This window comes from Streptomyces sp. NPDC039430, from assembly GCF_055639435.1.
Genome location: NZ_JBVKAK010000016.1, coordinates 34,731 through 50,205, shown reverse-complemented (window position 1 = coordinate 50,205; position 15,475 = coordinate 34,731). Strand labels below are relative to the sequence as shown.

Genomic DNA, 15,475 nt, shown 5'->3' with positions numbered 1-15,475 from the left:
TGGGGGGTGGGGTTATCTTCGTACTGTACGAAACCGTTTCGTTTGGCAGGAGCAGACCGTGGCGCGCAGCAGGCTCACCCCCGAGCGTGAAGCAGAGTTGTACGCCGCCGTGCTCGATCTGCTGCGCGAGGTCGGTTATGACGCCCTCACCATGGACGCCATCGCCGCCCGCGCCCGTTCCAGCAAGGCCACCCTCTACCGCCAGTGGGGGAGCAAGCCCGAGCTGGTCGCCCATGCGATGCGGCACAACAAGCCGATCAAGCTCGTCGACGTGGACACCGGCTCACTGAGCGGTGACTTCCACGCCGTGATGGCACACACCGACGACTGCCAGGTGGAGAAGGACAGCGCGCTGATGCGCGGCCTTTTCCATGCCGTCCACGACAACCCCGATCTCCACCAGGCGCTCCGTGAGCTCCTGATCGAGCCCGAGCTCAACGGGCTCGCGGAGGTCCTCCAGCGCGCTGTGGACCGGGGTGAGGTCTCCCCGGACAATCCCGCGCTGAAGTACGTCACACACATGCTGGTCGGCGCCATCGTCGCCCGGCAGCTGATCGAGGACCAGTCGCCCGACCGGGACTTCCTCACCTCGTATTTCGACGCCGTGATCCTCCCCGCCCTCGGCGTCTGACAGTCCCCTTCCTCAGCACCCGCAGTACCTGACGCGTGCCGCTCTCTCGCCGTCGGGCCGGCTCCCCATGCCCTCAGATCCATTCACAGACCCGGGAGTACGCCCTCGTGGCCACGTTCCTCTACAAACTCGGACGGTTCGCCTTCCGGCGCCGCAACGTTGTCGCCCTCGTATGGGTGGCACTGCTCGCGCTCGCCGGTGTCGGAGCCGCCTCCGCGTCCACGCCCACGTCCAGTTCCTTCTCGATACCGGGGACGGAGGCCCAGAAGGCCTTCGACCTGTTGGAAGAGCGCTTCCCAGGAGCCAGTGCCGACGGTGCGACCGCTCGGGTCGTCTTCAAGGCGCCGGCCGGCGAGAAGATGACCGACGCCGGTCACAAGGCCGAGGTCGGCAAGATCGTCGATGAGCTGTCGGACGGATCCGACCAGGTCGGCTCCGTGACCGATCCGTACACCGTGAACGCCGTCTCGAAGGACGGCTCGACGGCGTACGTCCAGGTCTCGTACAAGGTCACCTCGATGGAGCTGACCGACGAGACCCGTACCGCTCTTGAGGAGACCGGCGCCGGGGCGCGGGCGCAGGGGCTGACGGTGGAGGTCGGCGGGGACGCGCTCCAGGCCACCCCCGAGATGGGGTCCACGGAGATCATCGGTGTGGCCGTGGCCGCGGTGGTGCTGGTCATCACGTTCGGTTCGCTGGTCGCGGCGGGGCTGCCGCTGGTGACCGCGCTCATCGGGGTCGGTGTCGGAGTCTCCACGATCACCGCGCTGGCCAGCGTCCTCGACCTGGGCTCCACCACCTCCATCCTGGCGATGATGATCGGTCTGGCGGTCGGGATCGACTACGCGCTGTTCATCGTCTCGCGCTACCGGGCCGAACTGGCCGAGGGCCGGGAGCGCGAGGAGGCGGCCGGACGGGCCGTCGGCACCGCCGGGTCGGCCGTGGTGTTCGCCGGTCTCACCGTGGTGATCGCGCTCGCCGGGCTGGCCGTCGTCAATATCCCGATGCTCACCAAGATGGGCCTCGCCGCCGCCGGTACGGTCGTGATCGCCGTCCTCATCGCGCTCACCCTCATCCCCGCGACGCTGGGCTTCGCGGGCAAGCGGGTGCACGGGCGCAAGGACCGCAAGGCCATGGACGCCAAGGCCGCGGGCGGCGAGGAGACCGGAAAGCCGAACATGGGCACCCGCTGGGCGCGCTTCGTGCTGCGCCGTCCGGTCGCCGTCCTGGTCACGGCCGTGCTGGGGCTCGGGGTCATCGCGATCCCGGCCACCTCGCTGGAGCTGGGGCTTGGCGACGACGGCTCACAGCCGACGAGCACCACCCAGCGCAAGGCGTACGACCTGCTCTCCGACGGCTTCGGGCCCGGGTTCAACGGGCCGCTGATGGTCGTCGTGGACGGCAAGGCCAATGACAACGCCAAGGCGGCGGCCACCGAGCTGTCGGACATCGTGAAGAAGCTGGACGGTGTCGCCGTCGTCACGCCGTCCACCGTCAACAGGGCGGGTGACACCGCGACGATCACGGTGATCCCCGAGGACCGCCCCTCCTCGGTCACGACCGAGGACCTGGTCCACTCCATCCGGGACACCGGCGGGGAGATCAAGGCGGACAGCGGCGCACAGGTCCTGGTCACCGGTGCCACCGCGATGAACATCGACTTCTCGCAGAAGATGAACGACGCGCTGCTGCCCTATCTCGCGCTCGTCGTCGGACTCGCCTTCCTGCTGCTGATGCTCGTCTTCCGCTCCGTGCTCGTGCCGCTCAAGGCCGCTCTCGGCTTCCTGCTCTCCGTGGTCGCCGCCCTCGGCGCGGTCGTCGCGGTCTTCCAGTGGGGCTGGCTCGGGGGTCTGCTCGGGGTCGAGCAGACCGGTCCCGTGATGTCGATGATGCCGATCTTCATGGTGGGCGTGGTCTTCGGTCTCGCCATGGACTACGAGGTCTTCCTCGTCACCCGGATGCGGGAGGCGTATGTCCACGGGGAGCGGCCGGGCGCGGCGATCGTCACCGGGTTCCGGCACGGCGCGCGGGTGGTCTCGGCCGCCGCGGTGATCATGATCGCGGTCTTCGCCGGCTTCATCGGCTCCAGCGAGTCGATGATCAAGATGATCGGCTTCGGGCTGGCCATCGCGGTCTTCTTCGACGCGTTCGTGGTCCGGATGGCGATCGTGCCCGCGGTGCTCGCGCTGCTCGGCGACAAGGCGTGGTGGCTGCCGCGCTGGCTGGACAGGGCACTGCCCAACGTGGACGTGGAGGGCGAGGCGCTGCGCCACCGGCTCGGGGACGACGCCTCGGGCGGTCCGGAGGGCGGTCCCGGCCAGGACCGTGAACTGGTGCGCGTCTGACCCACAGACCCCGGGGCCGCCGCGTGAGCGGCGCGCGGCCCCGGATCGCGCCGGCGGCCGTGGGGACGGGAGCCGGAGCGTCAACGCGGCCCGGTCGTACGCCCCGAGGGGCGGCGGCCGGGCCGCGGTGCGTCTCAGGTTCTGTGGAGGAGCTTGCTCAGCTCGGTCTCGACCTCGATGTCGTGCTGCTCCTGGCCGGCCGGGACCATCGCGTACGAGCTGTCCAGGAACCGGCGCAGCGGCGCGGTGTCGAACTGGACCACCGCCACCCCGTCCGGCGAGTGGAACTCCACGACGATCTGGGCCCGTCCGCAGGGCCATACCTGGACGTCGCCCTCACCGGAGGGGAGCCGCAGGCCGGATTCGAGGAGATCGCGGGCGAAGGCCCAGACGACCTCGTCGTCGTCGAGGGAGACCTCGGGAGGGAACACGATACGTATGGCGAGCGGATCGGCGCCGTCGTAGCGGAGTGTGACGGAGACGGTCTTGGGGTGCGGGGCGTCCGTGATGAGACACGCTGTGGCGGGCTGCGAGACGATGGGTGGCATCGACCTGGCTCCTCGGTGGCTGCTGCGACGGCTGCTCGTGACTGCCGGTGGCTGGGCGGGATCGGGAGCGCGGTTCCGTGAAGAACCGGACATTTAGCTACTAATCATACAAAACCTCCCGCATTTGTCCATAGCTTTGCTGTTCGTACACCTGCGCACCATCCTTCCGGCACCCTGCATGGCACATGCTCTTGCGAGCTGTTCGCAAGAGGGCCCTATCATCGAACGGCTCATCACCGCGCCATACGAGCAGGAAGCGGAGCCCCCGCCATGCATGTCCCCGACGGATTCATCGATCTGCCCGTCTCGGCCGCCTCCGGCGCCGTCGCCGCGGGCGCCGTCGCGGTCAGCCTGCGCGGCGCGCGCCGGGAGCTGGACGAGCGCACCGCACCGCTCGCCGGACTCGTCGCCGCGTTCATCTTCGCCGTACAAATGCTCAACTTCCCCGTGGCCGCGGGGACGAGCGGGCATCTGCTGGGCGGGGCGCTCGCGGCGATACTCGTCGGCCCGTATACAGGGATCCTGTGTGTCTCCGTCGTCCTGCTGATGCAGGGCATCCTCTTCGCGGACGGCGGGCTCACCGCGCTCGGGGTGAACATCACCGACATGGCCGTGGTGACGACCGTCGTCTCGTACGCGCTCTTCCGCGCTCTGGTGAAGCTCCTGCCGCGTACGCGCCGCTCGGTGACCGTCTCGTCGTTCGTGGCGGCCCTCGTCTCCGTACCGGCCGCGGCCCTCGGGTTCACCTTCTTCTACTGGATCGGCGGGACGACCGACATCCCGATCGGCAAGGTGCTGACCGGCATGGTCGGGGTGCATGTGCTCATCGGCATCGGCGAGGCCGCGATCACGGCGCTGACGGTCGGCGCGGTCATCGCCGTACGGCCCGACCTCGTGTACGGCGCCCGGGGGCTGTCCGCGCCGCTGAAGCTGCGGGTGGACGGCGAACTGGTCGACGCCGCACCGGCGTCCGGCCCTGTCCCGGCCGCCGCGCGCTCCACCCGCAAGGTCTGGGCGACCGGGCTGGTCACGGCGCTCGTCCTGGCCGGTTTCGTCTCCTTCTACGCCTCCGCGAACCCCGACGGCCTGGAGAAGGTCGCCGCCGACCAGGGCATCGACCGGAAGACCGAGCCGCACCACACCGCCGACTCCCCGCTCGCCGACTACGGCGTCAGGGACGTAGACGACGCCCGGATCTCCGGCGGGCTCGCCGGTGTGATCGGGGTGGGCGCGACGGTGGCCGTCGGCACCGGTGTCTTCTGGGTGGTACGACGGCGCCGTACCACCGCGGACACGACCACGGCCACGGCCGGCGGGAACGTCTGACATGGGCGCGGGTCACGCCCACACGCTCTACCGGCACGGAGACTCACCGGTCCACGCACTGCCCCCGCACTGCAAACTGGCCGCCGTCTTCTGCTTCGTGCTCGTCGTCGTCTCGACCCCGCGCGAGGCCGTCTGGGCGTTCGCGCTGTACGCCGTGCTGCTCGCGGCCGTCACGCGCGTGGCCCGTATCCCCGCCGGCGTCCTGCTGCGCCGGCTGCTGATCGAGATCCCGTTCGTGGCCTTCGCGTTCCTCATGCCCTTCGTGGTCCCCGGCGATCACGTCCGTTTCCTGGGGCTGTCGTTGAGCGTCCCCGGGCTCTGGGGCGCCTGGAACGTCCTCGCGAAGGGGACGCTGGGCGTCGCCGCGTCCGTGATCCTCGCCTCCACGACCGAGCTGCGCTCCCTGCTGCTCGGCCTCCAGCGGCTGCGGCTGCCGCCGATGCTCGTGCAGATCGCGTCCTTCATGATCCGCTACGGCGATGTCATCACCGACGAGATGCGGCGGATGTCGATCGCCCGGCGCTCGCGCGGCTTCGAGGCCCGGGGCGTCCGGCACTGGGGCGTCCTCGCCAAGTCCGCCGGCGCGCTCTTCATCCGCTCCTACGAGCGCGGCGAGCGGGTGCATCTGGCGATGGTCAGCAGAGGGTACGCGGGCACCATGCCGGTCATCGACGACGTGACCGCGTCCCGGGCGCAGTGGACATACGCCGCCGCCCTCCCCGTGTCGGCACTCGCCGTCTGTCTGCTTGGCTGGACCCTATGACCGAGCCCTCCGCCCCCGCCGTGCCCGCCTCCCTCCAGGTCAGCGGGCTCGCGTACGCGTATCCCGACGGCCATCAGGCCCTCTTCGGCGTCGATCTGACCGTCGGACGCGGGGAGCGGGTGGCGCTGCTGGGGCCCAACGGGGCCGGGAAGACCACGCTCGTCCTGCATCTCAACGGCATCCTGACCGCCGGGGCCGGTTCGGTCGCGGTCGCCGGGGTGCCAGTGGCGAAGCGGAACCTGGCCGAGATCCGCCGCAGGGTCGGCATCGTCTTCCAGGACCCGGACGACCAGCTGTTCATGCCGACAGTGCGCGAGGACGTGGCGTTCGGCCCGGCGGCCTCGGGGCTGCGCGGCCCCGAACTGGAGGCCCGGGTCACCGCCGCGCTCGGCCAGGTCGGGATGGCGGAGTACGCGGACCGGCCGCCGCACCATCTCTCCTTCGGCCAGCGCCGCCGCGTCGCGGTGGCGACCGTCCTCGCCATGGAGCCGGAGATCCTCGTCCTCGACGAGCCCTCGTCCAATCTCGACCCGGCGTCCCGGCGCGAACTGGCCGACATCCTGCGGGCGCTGGACATCACCGTACTGATGGTGACGCACGATCTGCCGTACGCTCTCGAACTCTGCCCGCGTGCGGTGATCCTCAGCGAAGGCGTCATCGTGGCGGACGGGCCCACGGGGCAACTCCTCGGCGACGGGAAGCTGATGGGCGCGCACCGGTTGGAGCTGCCGTTCGGTTTCGACCCGCGTTCCGTATCGCCGGGGCACGTTGCACCATAGAGGGGGTCGCGCCGCCGGGGCGTGGCGGGACGACGAGCGGTACGAGGCGTGGGTACCGACGGGGCGGGAGTGCGGGCGTGGACGTCCAGGGCACGGTGGAGGCGGGCTTCGAGCCGGTCAGGGACGCGTTCGTACGGAACTTCGAGCGGCTCGGGGAACGGGGCGCGGCCGTCGCCGTGTACCGGGACGGGCGCAAGGTCGTCGACCTGTGGGCGGGCACCCGCGATCTCACCGGACAGGAGCCGGGTGACCGGGGCGCGGACGGCGTGGACGCGGCGCCGTGGGCCGTCGACACGGCACAGATCGTGCGCTCCGCCACGAAGGGCGTCGCCGCCGCCGTACCGCTGCTCCTGCACCAGCGCGGACAGATCGACCTCGACGCCCCGGTCGGCACGTACTGGCCCGAGTTCAAGTCCGCGGGCAAGGAACGGGCGCTCGTACGCCACCTCCTGTCGCACCGCGCCGGGGTGCCGGTGCTCGACCGGCCGCTCACCCCGGCCGAGGCCATCGACGGGGAGTCGGGCGCGCGGGCCCTGGCCGCCCAGCGGCCGGAGTGGGAGCCGGGCACCGACCACGGCTATCACGCGCACACCTACAGCTGGCTGATCGCCGAACTGGTCAGGCGGGTCACCGGCCGCAGCGTGGGCCGGTGGATCGCCGAGGAGATCGCCCGTCCCCTGGGCCTGGACTTCTGGGTGGGACTGCCCGCCGAGGAGGCCCACCGGGTCGGCCGGATCGGACCGGCCGAGGAGCCGGCGGCGGTCGGCGGAGCACTCAGGCTGCGGCCCAAACGGTCCGTGTCGGAGGCGTACCGCGACGCGGACTCCCTGACGCGGCGCGCGTTCGGCGTCATCGAACCCCGGCCCGACGAGAACGACCCGGCCTACCGCGCCGCCGAACTCCCCGCCTCCGGAGGCATCTCGACCGCCCGCGCGCTGGCCCGCTGCTACGCCGCGATGATCGGCCCCGTCGACGGCCACCGGCTGTTCGCCCCCGCGACGCTGACCCTCGCGCGTACCGAGGAATCGGCGGGCCCGGACCGGGTCCTGGTCGTCGCCACCCGCTTCGGCCTGGGCTTCATGCTGCACGGCCCGGCCGCCCCGCTGCTCGGCCCCGGCTCCTTCGGACACCCGGGGCGCGGCGGCTCGCTCGGCTTCGCCGACCCGGAGTCGGGCATCGCGATGGGGTACGTGACGAACGGGATGCGCAGGGGAGTGACGGCGGACCCCCGCGCACAGGCTCTGGTGCGCGCGGTGCGAACGGCGACATCATCGCCGGATGAAGCGATTTGACGGATACGGAGTCCTGATCACCGGCGCGGGCCGGGGCATCGGCGAGGCGACCGCGCGCAGGCTGGCGGAGGAGGGCGCGCGCGTCCTGGTCACGGACCTGGACGAGAAGCGGGCGATGACGGCCGCCGAATCCATCCCGGGCGCGGTCGCGCGCGGCTGCGACGTCGCCGACCGGGCGTCGGTGGAGGCGGCGGTCGCGTACGCGGCCGAGACCTTCGGCTCGCTGGACGTGCTGGTGAACAACGCGTACTCGTGCGCCAAGGACGCCCCGCTCTTCGAGGACGAGCCGGACGAGGTCTGGGCGCTGGACCTCGACATCACCCTGACCGGCGCCTTCCGCTGCGCCCGCGCGGCGCTGCCGTATCTGGCGGCCTCGGGCCGGGGCGCGATCGTCTCGATCGGCTCGGTCAACGGCGAACAGGACTTCGGCAACCACGCCTACAGCGCGGCCAAGGCCGGTCTGGCGGGCCTGACCCGTACGCTGGCGGGCCACGCGGCGCCGCGCGGTGTCCGCGTCAACCTCGTGGAGCCGGGCACGATCCACACCGGCGCCTGGGCGGGCCGCGAAGCGGTGCTGGACCGCGTGGCGGCCCACTATCCGATGGGGCGGGTGGGCACGCCGGCCGATGTCGCGGCGGCGGTCGCGTTCCTGGCGTCCGCCGACGCCTCCTGGATCACGGGGGTGACGCTGCCGGTCGACGGCGGGATCCTGACCAGCAATCTGGGGCTGCGGAGGGTGTTCTCGGGCGAGGCGTAGCGCGCGAGGCGCAGCGCACGGCATCTCAGGAATCGCACGGAATCGCACGGAATCGCGGGCGAGGTGCGGCGCGCGGTGTCACGGGCGAGGAGCGGGAGCCGGGCGGGGCGCGGGAGCCGGGCGGGGCGCGGCCCGTGCCGCCGTGGCGCGACGCTCCCCCTCCCGCCCGGCGGGCCGGACGACCTGCACCCCGCCGCGCCCTACACCCCGCGCCCGCGCGCGACCCCCACGACGTTGGTGGCGTCCACCGCCTTGCGCAGGGTCATCGCCAGGTCGAGGGCGTCGCCCACGGCCCAGAGGTGGATGAAGAACAGGCGGGGCTCCTCCCTGAGTCCGTGGTTGTGCAGCTCGACCAGACCGATCCCGCCGCTCCGCAGGATCTTGATGACGTCCTGGACCTCCTCGGCGACCATCACGACATCGCCGTTGAGCGCGGCCCTGCCGTCCCCCAGGGGCTGGAAGATGAAGGCCGAGATCGTGCCCAGGCCGAGGGGCAGCGCCATGCCTCTCTCGACGACGACCTCCCGGCGCGCGAAGGTGGTCTTGTAGACCCTGCCTTCCTGCCAGCCCTTCATGCCCAGCGCGGCGTCGATGCCGTCGGTGTCCAGATCGATGGGCCCGGTCGGCCGCGGCGGCTCGGCGGGCGGGGCCCCGGTGCGGTCGAGCGCCGCGCGCAGCCCGCGGGCGATGACCACCGGATCCCGTCCGTGCGCGTGGACATGGGTCCACCAGACGTCGGGGGAGTGGGCGAGCAGATGCTTGTGCAGCGCCGTCTGCTCGATGCCGTGCGCCTGGAGGACGTCCGTCACCTCCTGCAACTCGCCCTCGGTCACCGTGAGATCGCCCATGGCCAGCACGTTGCCGTCGGCGTAGCGGACGAAGGCCACGTGCGAGCCCAGGGCGAGTTCCGGTGAGACGGGGACTTGGTAGGAGACGACATGGAGGTCCCGGCGTGGGAAGTGCGTGTTGTACGCCTTGTCGCCCGCCATGAAACCCTTACGGCCCAGCACCCGCGCGACCTGCTCCCAGTCGGCCGGGGTGGTGGTCACCGGCTGGACCGGCTCGCGCGGATGACCGCCGCCGTGCTCCGCGGCGGGGGCCGGATCCTGGGCCTCGGCGCGGGCGGTGGTGGCGCCGATCCCGGCCAGCAGCGGCGCCAGCGCGGCGGCCGTGGTCAGCAGGAGGCGCCTCGGGGTCTCCGACCGGTGGGCCGTGTCCCGGTCCGTTTCCGTGTCCCGGTCCCGGTCCTGGTCCTGGTCCCGGTCGCTGTCAGGTGTGCCGTGATTGTCCGCTTCTTCGTGTGGTTGTCCGCTCATCACATCGATACCTCCGTGACGAGAGGAGACCATGAGCGGCTGGATAAACCAGGATCTGTCGAGCGCTGTCCGGCGAGTGTTGCCAAAGTGGCACCGTCCGGACCAAAGCCCGGGTGGGGAGGCCCGCGGGCGGCCGGTGGAGCGCCTCAGGGGGCGGTCAGCGCCCGCGCCGCCGTGCCGACGACGCCCCGGAAAGCCGCGAGGCGTCCGGGTGACGCGCACAGCGGGGCGTATCAGCCCGCGTGCAGCATCAGCCCGATACCCACCACCATCAGACCCGCCGCCGCGATGCGCGGCGTACCGAAGCGCTCCTTGAGGAAGACCGCCCCGATGGCCGCGCCGACGATGATCGACGACTCCCTGAGCGCGGCGACGGGAGCGAGCGGGGCGCGGGTCTGGGCCCACAGGACCAGGCCGTACGCCAGCATGGAGAGGGCCGCGCCCAGCAGCCCCCGCGCCGCGTGGGGCCGCGACTGGGCGAGCAGCCGGCCACGGCGCGCGTACAGGGCGTACGCCGGGATCGTGAGGCCCTCCAGGATCATCAGCCAGGCGATATAGGCGAGCGGTGACCCCGAGGCGCGCACCCCCGCACCGTCCACCACCGTGTACGCGGCGATCGACAGCCCCGTCGCGACCGCCGCCGGCAGCGCGGGCCAGTCGGGTGTCCTCCCCGAGCCCCTGATGCCCCAGAGCGCGAGACCGACCAGCCCCGCCGAGGCGACGGCGACGCCCGCCGCCTGCCAGGCGTCCAGCGACTCCCCGACGAAGACGGCGGCCAGCACGGTCACCACGAGCGGCGCCGTACCGCGCGCGATCGGATACATCTGGCCGAAGTCGCCCAGACTGAACGAGCGCATCAGCAGCGCCTGGTAGCCGATGTGCAGCAGCGCGGAGACGACCAGATACGGCCAGGCCGCCGCGTGCGGCAGCGGCGTGAAGCAGGCGAGGGCGGCGCCGATCACCGCCGCGCCCCCGCCGATCAGGGTGAAGGCGACCAGCTGGTCCTTGATCGTGTGCGCGAGGGCGTTCCACCCGGCGTGGGTGAGAGCGGCGACGAGGACCGCGGCGGTGACGAGCGGTGTCACCCCGCGGCCAGCACCGACGCCACCACCGGGCCCGCCGCGTCGCCGCCGTGGCCGCCCGCCTGGACGACCGCCGCCGCGGCGAGGTCGTTCTGGTAGCCCGTGAACCAGCTGTTGGAGGTGGCCTGGCCGTCGACCTCCGCGGAACCGGTCTTCGCGCCCTTCTCGCCGCCCAGCCCGGACATCGCCTTCGCGGCCGTACCGCTCGTGGCCGTGACCCGCATCATGTCGCGCAGCTGGCGCGCCACGTCGTACGGCAGCGGGCGCGCGGCGGTGGCCAGTTCCCTGTCGTCCAGCGAACGCGGCACGATGACGGGCTGCTTGAACGAACCGTTCTTGGCGGTGGCCGTGATGGACGCCATGTTGAGGACGTTCATCTGGACCGTGCCCTGCCCGATGTACTGCGCCGCCGCCTCGCCGCCCGCCGCGGCCGGCACGCTGCCGTCGAAGGACGCGACGCCCGTCTTCCAGTTGTCCAGGCCGATGCCGAAGACCTCCTCGGTCTCGGCCTTCAGCGCGGCGTCGTCCTCGGCGTCGTCGATCAGCTTGATGAAGGCGGTGTTGCAGGAGCGGGCGAAGCTCTGCGTGAATGTGCCGCCCGTGATGGAGAAACCGTCCAGGTTCGTGAACGTACGGCCCTGGTACAGCGCTTCCTTGGGGCACTCGGCCGGCCGGTCGGCGGCCACGAGCCCCTTCTCCAGCAGCATCGCCGCGGTCACGATCTTCATCGTGGAGCCCGGCGCCTGCCTGCCGAGCATCGCCGCGTTCCAGCCGTCCTTGCGGTTGTTGGCGACCGCCAGGATCTCGCCCGTACTCGGCTTGACGGCGGCGACCGACGCCTCGCTGTACTTCTTCACCGCCTGCTCGGCGGCGGCCTGCACGTTCGCGTCCAGGGTGGTCGTCAGCCGGCCGGCCGTGCCCTTGGAGAGCGTGAGCAGCGTCTCGTCCGGCACGCTCCCGGTGTCGCTCCTCAGCACCAGCTCGACACCGGCGGAGCCGCCCGCGTCGTCGCCGTACCGCTTGCGCAGCTCGTCGAGGACGGGCCGGAGCGAGGGGTACTTCTCCTTCGTCAGCTCCGCGCCGTTGCGGTCGACGGCCTTGATCGGGGGCGCGGAAGCCTCGCTGGTGACGAGGTCGGTGTCCTTCGTCAGCTTCGGATGGATCACCGAGGGCGCCCAGTCGACCAGCGGCCTGCCGGTGCTCAGCCCGCGCACCACGGTCAGTTCCGACGTGTACGACCAGGGCTTGGTCTTCCCGTCGAACGCGACGGTGGCCTTCACGGTGAAGGGAACCTTGGCGCCGACCGCCGGGCCCGGCGTGATCACCGCGGTGCTGACACCGGCCGTCTCGCGGTAGCCGCCGATGACGGTCTCGGCGGTGGCGGGGGCATTGGTCAGCTGGGCGACCGCGGCCGGGTCGCCCCCCTTCGCCCACGCCGCCAGGAAGTCCTTCGCGGCCTTGTCGACCTCGGCGGCGCTCAGCGGGCCGGTCCTGACCTCGCGCGTCGCGGTGGCGAGGTCGCCGCCCGATGACCCGTCGCCGCCGGTGAGCCCGCCGTAGATGTGGTACGCGCCGTACCCGACCCCGCCCGCGAACACGGCGAACACCCCGCCTATTACGGCGATCTTGGTTCCACTGCGCATGAGTGCGGTCCCCTCCCCAGGAGTCCCCTGAACATCTGAACGCGTTCAAGAAGATGACATGTGCACCCTACGGGACCGGTGCGTCACAGGGGGCGAGCGCCGGTGAGTGTTATCGGACTGACGCGCGCCTCCGCGGTAGCCGTGGTCCCGTCCGCCGTGGTCCCGTTCGCCGTGGCCCCGGTCCGCCGTGGCCCCGTCCGCCGTGATCAGACCCAGGTGTCGAGCCACATCCGGTTGCGCCACGAGTCCAGCGGGATCGCCGTCCCCGTGTACAGCGGCCAGAAGTAGATGAAGTTCCAGATGATCAGCAGGACCAGCACGCCCGCGCCGACGGCGCCGATCGTCCTGCGTCTCTCGTCCGAGCCCGCGGGCCCCACGATCGCGCCGATCATCATCGCCACCGCGAGACAGAGGAACGGCACGAATACGACCGCGTAGAAGAGGAAGATCGTCCGCTCCTGGTACAGGAACCAGGGCACCCAGCCCGCGGCCACCGCGCAGGCGATCGCGCCCGCGCGCCAGTCGCGGCGGAAGAACCAGCGGTACAGGACGTAGCAGAGCGCGAAGGCCCCCGCCCACCACAGCAGCGGGGTGCCGATCGCCAGCACCTCGCGGGCGCACTTGCCGGCCGTGGACGCCGGGCAGCCGTCGGTGCCGGCCGCCGGGTCCTCGTAGAAGTACGAGACCGGACGGCCCAGGACGATCCAGCTCCACGGGTTCGACTGGTAGGTATGGCCCGACGTCAGATTGACGTGGAAGCTGTAGACCTCGTTCTCGTAGTGCCAGAGGCTGCGCAGCCAGTCGGGCAGCCAGGTCCAGTTGCCGCCCTTGCCCGCCGTCTCGGCCCAGTTCCTGAAGTAGCCCTTGTCGGTGACGATCCAGCCGGTCCACGAGGCGATGTACGTGACGATCGCGACCGGGACCGTCGAGAAGAAGGCCGGCAGCAGATCGCGCCGGAACACTCCCCAGAACGGCCCTCCGCCCGCCGTCCGGCGCGCGCCGAGGTCCCACACCACGCACATGATCCCGAAGGCGGCCAGGATGTAGAGCCCGTTCCACTTCGTCGCGAACGCCAGGCCCAGCATCAGTCCGGCCGCGATCCGCCACGGCCGCAGGCCGAGCCGCAGATTCTCCGCGACCTCCCTGTCCGGGCGCAGCACGCCCTCCTCGTCCACCGGGAGGGCCGCCGCCAGTCTCCGCCGTGCCCAGTCGCGGTCGATCAGCAGACAGCCGAAGGCGGCCAGCACGAAGAACATCAGCACGAGGTCGAGCAGGGCCGTGCGGCTCATCACGAAGTGCAGGCCGTCCACCGCGAGCAGCGCGCCCGCCAGGCACCCCAGGAACGTGGAACGGAACAGCCGCCGCCCGATCCGGCACAGCATCAGCACCGAGAGCGTGCCGAGCACCGCCACCATGAAGCGCCAGCCGAAGGGGTCGAACCCGAAGAAGTGCTCGCCGAGGCCGATGACCCACTTGCCCACCGGCGGATGCACCACATAGCCGGGATCGCCGGGCACCGGGACCGAGGACGGATCCTTCAGGATCGACTTGTCGATGTCCTTGGGCCAGCTGCCCTCGTACCCCTGGTTGATGAGCGCCCAGGCGTCCTTCGCGTAGTACGTCTCATCGAATATCACCGCCTTGGGGCTGCCCAGGTTCCAGAACCGCAGCACTCCGGCGACCAGCGCCACGAGCAGCGGCCCGCCCCACGCGGACCAGCGGATCATCCGGTCCGCGAGCCGGGGAGGCACCCCGAGCACGGCCCACAGCCGCTCCGAGGGCCGGGTGTACGGCGGCACCAGCCGCTCGCGCAGCCCGGTCACCGGCCGGGGCACATGGCCGAATCGGCGCAGCCGCTGAGGCCATGAGGGCGGCTTGTCGCCGGCGTCGTGCCCGTGGAGGGCTTCTGGCGCAGTACTGGTCACCGCGCCATCGTAGGGAACGCCACTGTGCGTGGGGTGCCTCGCGCCCTGCGAGGATGGCGGATGTGATTGGAACGCTGGTACTCGCAGGGACGCCCATCGGTGATGTCACGGACGCGCCGCCCCGGCTCTCCACCGAGCTGGAGACCGCCGATGTGATCGCCGCGGAGGACACGCGGCGGCTGCGCAGGCTCACGCAGGCGCTCGGTGTGCAGACCCGCGGCCGGGTCGTGTCGTACTTCGAGGGCAATGAGTCCGCGCGTACGCCGGAGCTGGTCGAGGCGCTGACGGGCGGGGCGCGGGTGCTGCTGGTCACGGACGCGGGCATGCCGTCCGTCTCCGACCCCGGCTACCGGCTGGTGGCGGCGGCCGTCGAACGGGACATCAGGGTCACGGCCGTGCCCGGCCCGTCGGCCGTACTGACCGCGCTGGCGCTCTCCGGGCTGCCGGTGGACCGTTTCTGCTTCGAGGGTTTCCTCCCCCGCAAGGCGGGCGAACGGCTCGGCCGGCTGCGGGAGGCCGCGGCCGAGCGGCGCACGCTCGTCTACTTCGAGGCGCCGCACCGCCTGGACGACACCCTCGCCGCGATGGCCGAGGTCTTCGGCGCCGACCGCAGGGCGGCCGTCTGCCGCGAACTGACCAAGACGTACGAAGAGGTGCGGCGCGGCGGGCTCGGCGAGCTGGCGGCCTGGGCGGCCGAGGGCGTACGGGGAGAGATCACCGTGGTCGTGGAGGGCGCCCCGGAGCCGGTGCCCGGCGAGCTGGACCCCGAGGAACTGGTACGGCGGGTACGGGTGCGGGAGGAGGCGGGGGAGCGGCGCAAGGAGGCGATCGCCGCCGTCGCCGCCGAGGCGGGCCTCCCCAAACGCGAGGTGTTCGACGCGGTGGTCGCGGCGAAGAACGCGGCGCGCGCCGCCCCCGGTTCGGCGTCCGCGCACAAGTCCCCCGCGGACGGCAAAGGACTCTCGTGAAATGTAAAGCGCAGACCGGGTGCCGGGCTCTTTGGGCATGAGAAGGCCAAGACCAATCCATTAATCGACAGGGCTGATGCGCTCCCGCTGTCAAAGGCGT

General features: G+C 71.5%; 13 protein-coding genes. 8 read left to right on the top strand and 5 right to left on the bottom strand.

The window, feature by feature from the left end:
- Window positions 1–58: 58 nt before the first annotated feature.
- Window positions 59–631, top strand: a complete 573-nt coding sequence (locus ACZ7LS_RS29985; protein WP_382522045.1) for a TetR/AcrR family transcriptional regulator — start codon at window positions 59–61, stop codon at window positions 629–631.
- Between the two features lie 107 nt (window positions 632–738).
- Window positions 739–2,976 (top strand): MMPL family transporter, encoded by a 2,238-nt coding sequence (locus tag ACZ7LS_RS29980; protein ID WP_385131546.1) that lies wholly within the window; start codon window positions 739–741, stop codon window positions 2,974–2,976.
- Window positions 2,977–3,110: 134 nt separating this feature from the next.
- Here ACZ7LS_RS29980 and ACZ7LS_RS29975 read toward each other — a convergent pair whose 3' ends face one another.
- Entirely contained in the window at window positions 3,111–3,524 is a 414-nt protein-coding gene (locus ACZ7LS_RS29975; RefSeq protein WP_382522040.1) for an SsgA family sporulation/cell division regulator, read from the bottom strand.
- A gap of 270 nt (window positions 3,525–3,794) precedes the next feature.
- Here ACZ7LS_RS29975 and ACZ7LS_RS29970 point away from each other — a divergent pair, with 270 nt between their 5' ends.
- The 5 genes from ACZ7LS_RS29970 to ACZ7LS_RS29950 all read left to right on the top strand — a co-directional run bounded on the left by ACZ7LS_RS29970 (window position 3,795) and on the right by ACZ7LS_RS29950 (window position 8,441).
- Window positions 3,795–4,850, top strand: coding sequence for an energy-coupling factor ABC transporter permease (locus ACZ7LS_RS29970; RefSeq protein WP_382522037.1), 1,056 nt, complete (start codon window positions 3,795–3,797; stop codon window positions 4,848–4,850).
- 1 nt (window position 4,851) lies between these two features.
- On the top strand, window positions 4,852–5,613 hold the full coding sequence (cbiQ, locus tag ACZ7LS_RS29965) for a cobalt ECF transporter T component CbiQ (RefSeq protein WP_382522035.1): 762 nt from the start codon (window positions 4,852–4,854) through the stop codon (window positions 5,611–5,613).
- Window positions 5,610–6,392: an energy-coupling factor ABC transporter ATP-binding protein gene (locus ACZ7LS_RS29960; RefSeq protein WP_382522032.1), complete on the top strand. Its 783-nt coding sequence runs from the start codon at window positions 5,610–5,612 to the stop codon at window positions 6,390–6,392. The genes cbiQ and ACZ7LS_RS29960 overlap by 4 nt, the downstream gene beginning before the upstream one ends.
- 77 nt (window positions 6,393–6,469) lie before the next feature.
- Window positions 6,470–7,684 carry a serine hydrolase domain-containing protein gene (locus tag ACZ7LS_RS29955; RefSeq protein ID WP_385131542.1) on the top strand — a complete coding sequence of 405 codons (1,215 nt, stop codon included), beginning with the start codon at window positions 6,470–6,472 and terminating at the stop codon, window positions 7,682–7,684.
- The gene (locus ACZ7LS_RS29950) at window positions 7,671–8,441 is read left to right on the top strand and encodes an SDR family NAD(P)-dependent oxidoreductase (protein WP_385131540.1); all 771 of its coding nucleotides are present in this window, start codon (window positions 7,671–7,673) and stop codon (window positions 8,439–8,441) included. Before ACZ7LS_RS29955 ends, ACZ7LS_RS29950 begins: the two co-directional genes overlap by 14 nt.
- A gap of 200 nt (window positions 8,442–8,641) precedes the next feature.
- Here ACZ7LS_RS29950 and ACZ7LS_RS29945 read toward each other — a convergent pair whose 3' ends face one another.
- From ACZ7LS_RS29945 to ACZ7LS_RS29930, 4 genes are all read right to left on the bottom strand, one after another.
- Window positions 8,642–9,757: a DUF1259 domain-containing protein gene (locus ACZ7LS_RS29945; RefSeq protein WP_385131537.1), complete on the bottom strand. Its 1,116-nt coding sequence runs from the start codon at window positions 9,755–9,757 to the stop codon at window positions 8,642–8,644.
- 233 nt (window positions 9,758–9,990) lie between these two features.
- Window positions 9,991–10,842, bottom strand: a complete 852-nt coding sequence (locus ACZ7LS_RS29940) for an EamA family transporter (RefSeq protein WP_382522020.1) — start codon at window positions 10,840–10,842, stop codon at window positions 9,991–9,993.
- The gene (locus ACZ7LS_RS29935; RefSeq protein ID WP_385131533.1) at window positions 10,839–12,482 is read right to left on the bottom strand and encodes a penicillin-binding transpeptidase domain-containing protein; all 1,644 of its coding nucleotides are present in this window, start codon (window positions 12,480–12,482) and stop codon (window positions 10,839–10,841) included. The genes ACZ7LS_RS29940 and ACZ7LS_RS29935 overlap by 4 nt, the downstream gene beginning before the upstream one ends.
- Before the next feature lie 206 nt (window positions 12,483–12,688).
- Complete coding sequence (locus ACZ7LS_RS29930; RefSeq protein ID WP_382522014.1) at window positions 12,689–14,407, bottom strand: dolichyl-phosphate-mannose--protein mannosyltransferase; 1,719 nt, start codon at window positions 14,405–14,407, stop codon at window positions 12,689–12,691.
- A 62-nt stretch (window positions 14,408–14,469) separates the two neighbouring features.
- Here ACZ7LS_RS29930 and rsmI point away from each other — a divergent pair, with 62 nt between their 5' ends.
- Window positions 14,470–15,375, top strand: coding sequence for a 16S rRNA (cytidine(1402)-2'-O)-methyltransferase (gene rsmI / locus ACZ7LS_RS29925; RefSeq protein ID WP_382522011.1), 906 nt, complete (start codon window positions 14,470–14,472; stop codon window positions 15,373–15,375).
- Window positions 15,376–15,475 lie beyond the last annotated feature (100 nt).

What these genes read in the sequence shown, in the direction of transcription:
- ACZ7LS_RS29935 (WP_385131533.1), bottom strand. Translation starts at nt 12,482, where the DNA reads ATGCGCAGTGGAACCAAGATCGCCGTAATAGGCGGGGTGTTCGCCGTG.
- cbiQ (WP_382522035.1), top strand. Translation starts at nt 4,852, where the DNA reads ATGGGCGCGGGTCACGCCCACACGCTCTACCGGCACGGAGACTCACCG.
- ACZ7LS_RS29950 (WP_385131540.1), top strand. Translation starts at nt 7,671, where the DNA reads ATGAAGCGATTTGACGGATACGGAGTCCTGATCACCGGCGCGGGCCGG.
- ACZ7LS_RS29945 (WP_385131537.1), bottom strand. Translation starts at nt 9,757, where the DNA reads ATGAGCGGACAACCACACGAAGAAGCGGACAATCACGGCACACCTGAC.
- ACZ7LS_RS29960 (WP_382522032.1), top strand. Translation starts at nt 5,610, where the DNA reads ATGACCGAGCCCTCCGCCCCCGCCGTGCCCGCCTCCCTCCAGGTCAGC.
- ACZ7LS_RS29970 (WP_382522037.1), top strand. Translation starts at nt 3,795, where the DNA reads ATGCATGTCCCCGACGGATTCATCGATCTGCCCGTCTCGGCCGCCTCC.
- ACZ7LS_RS29975 (WP_382522040.1), bottom strand. Translation starts at nt 3,524, where the DNA reads ATGCCACCCATCGTCTCGCAGCCCGCCACAGCGTGTCTCATCACGGAC.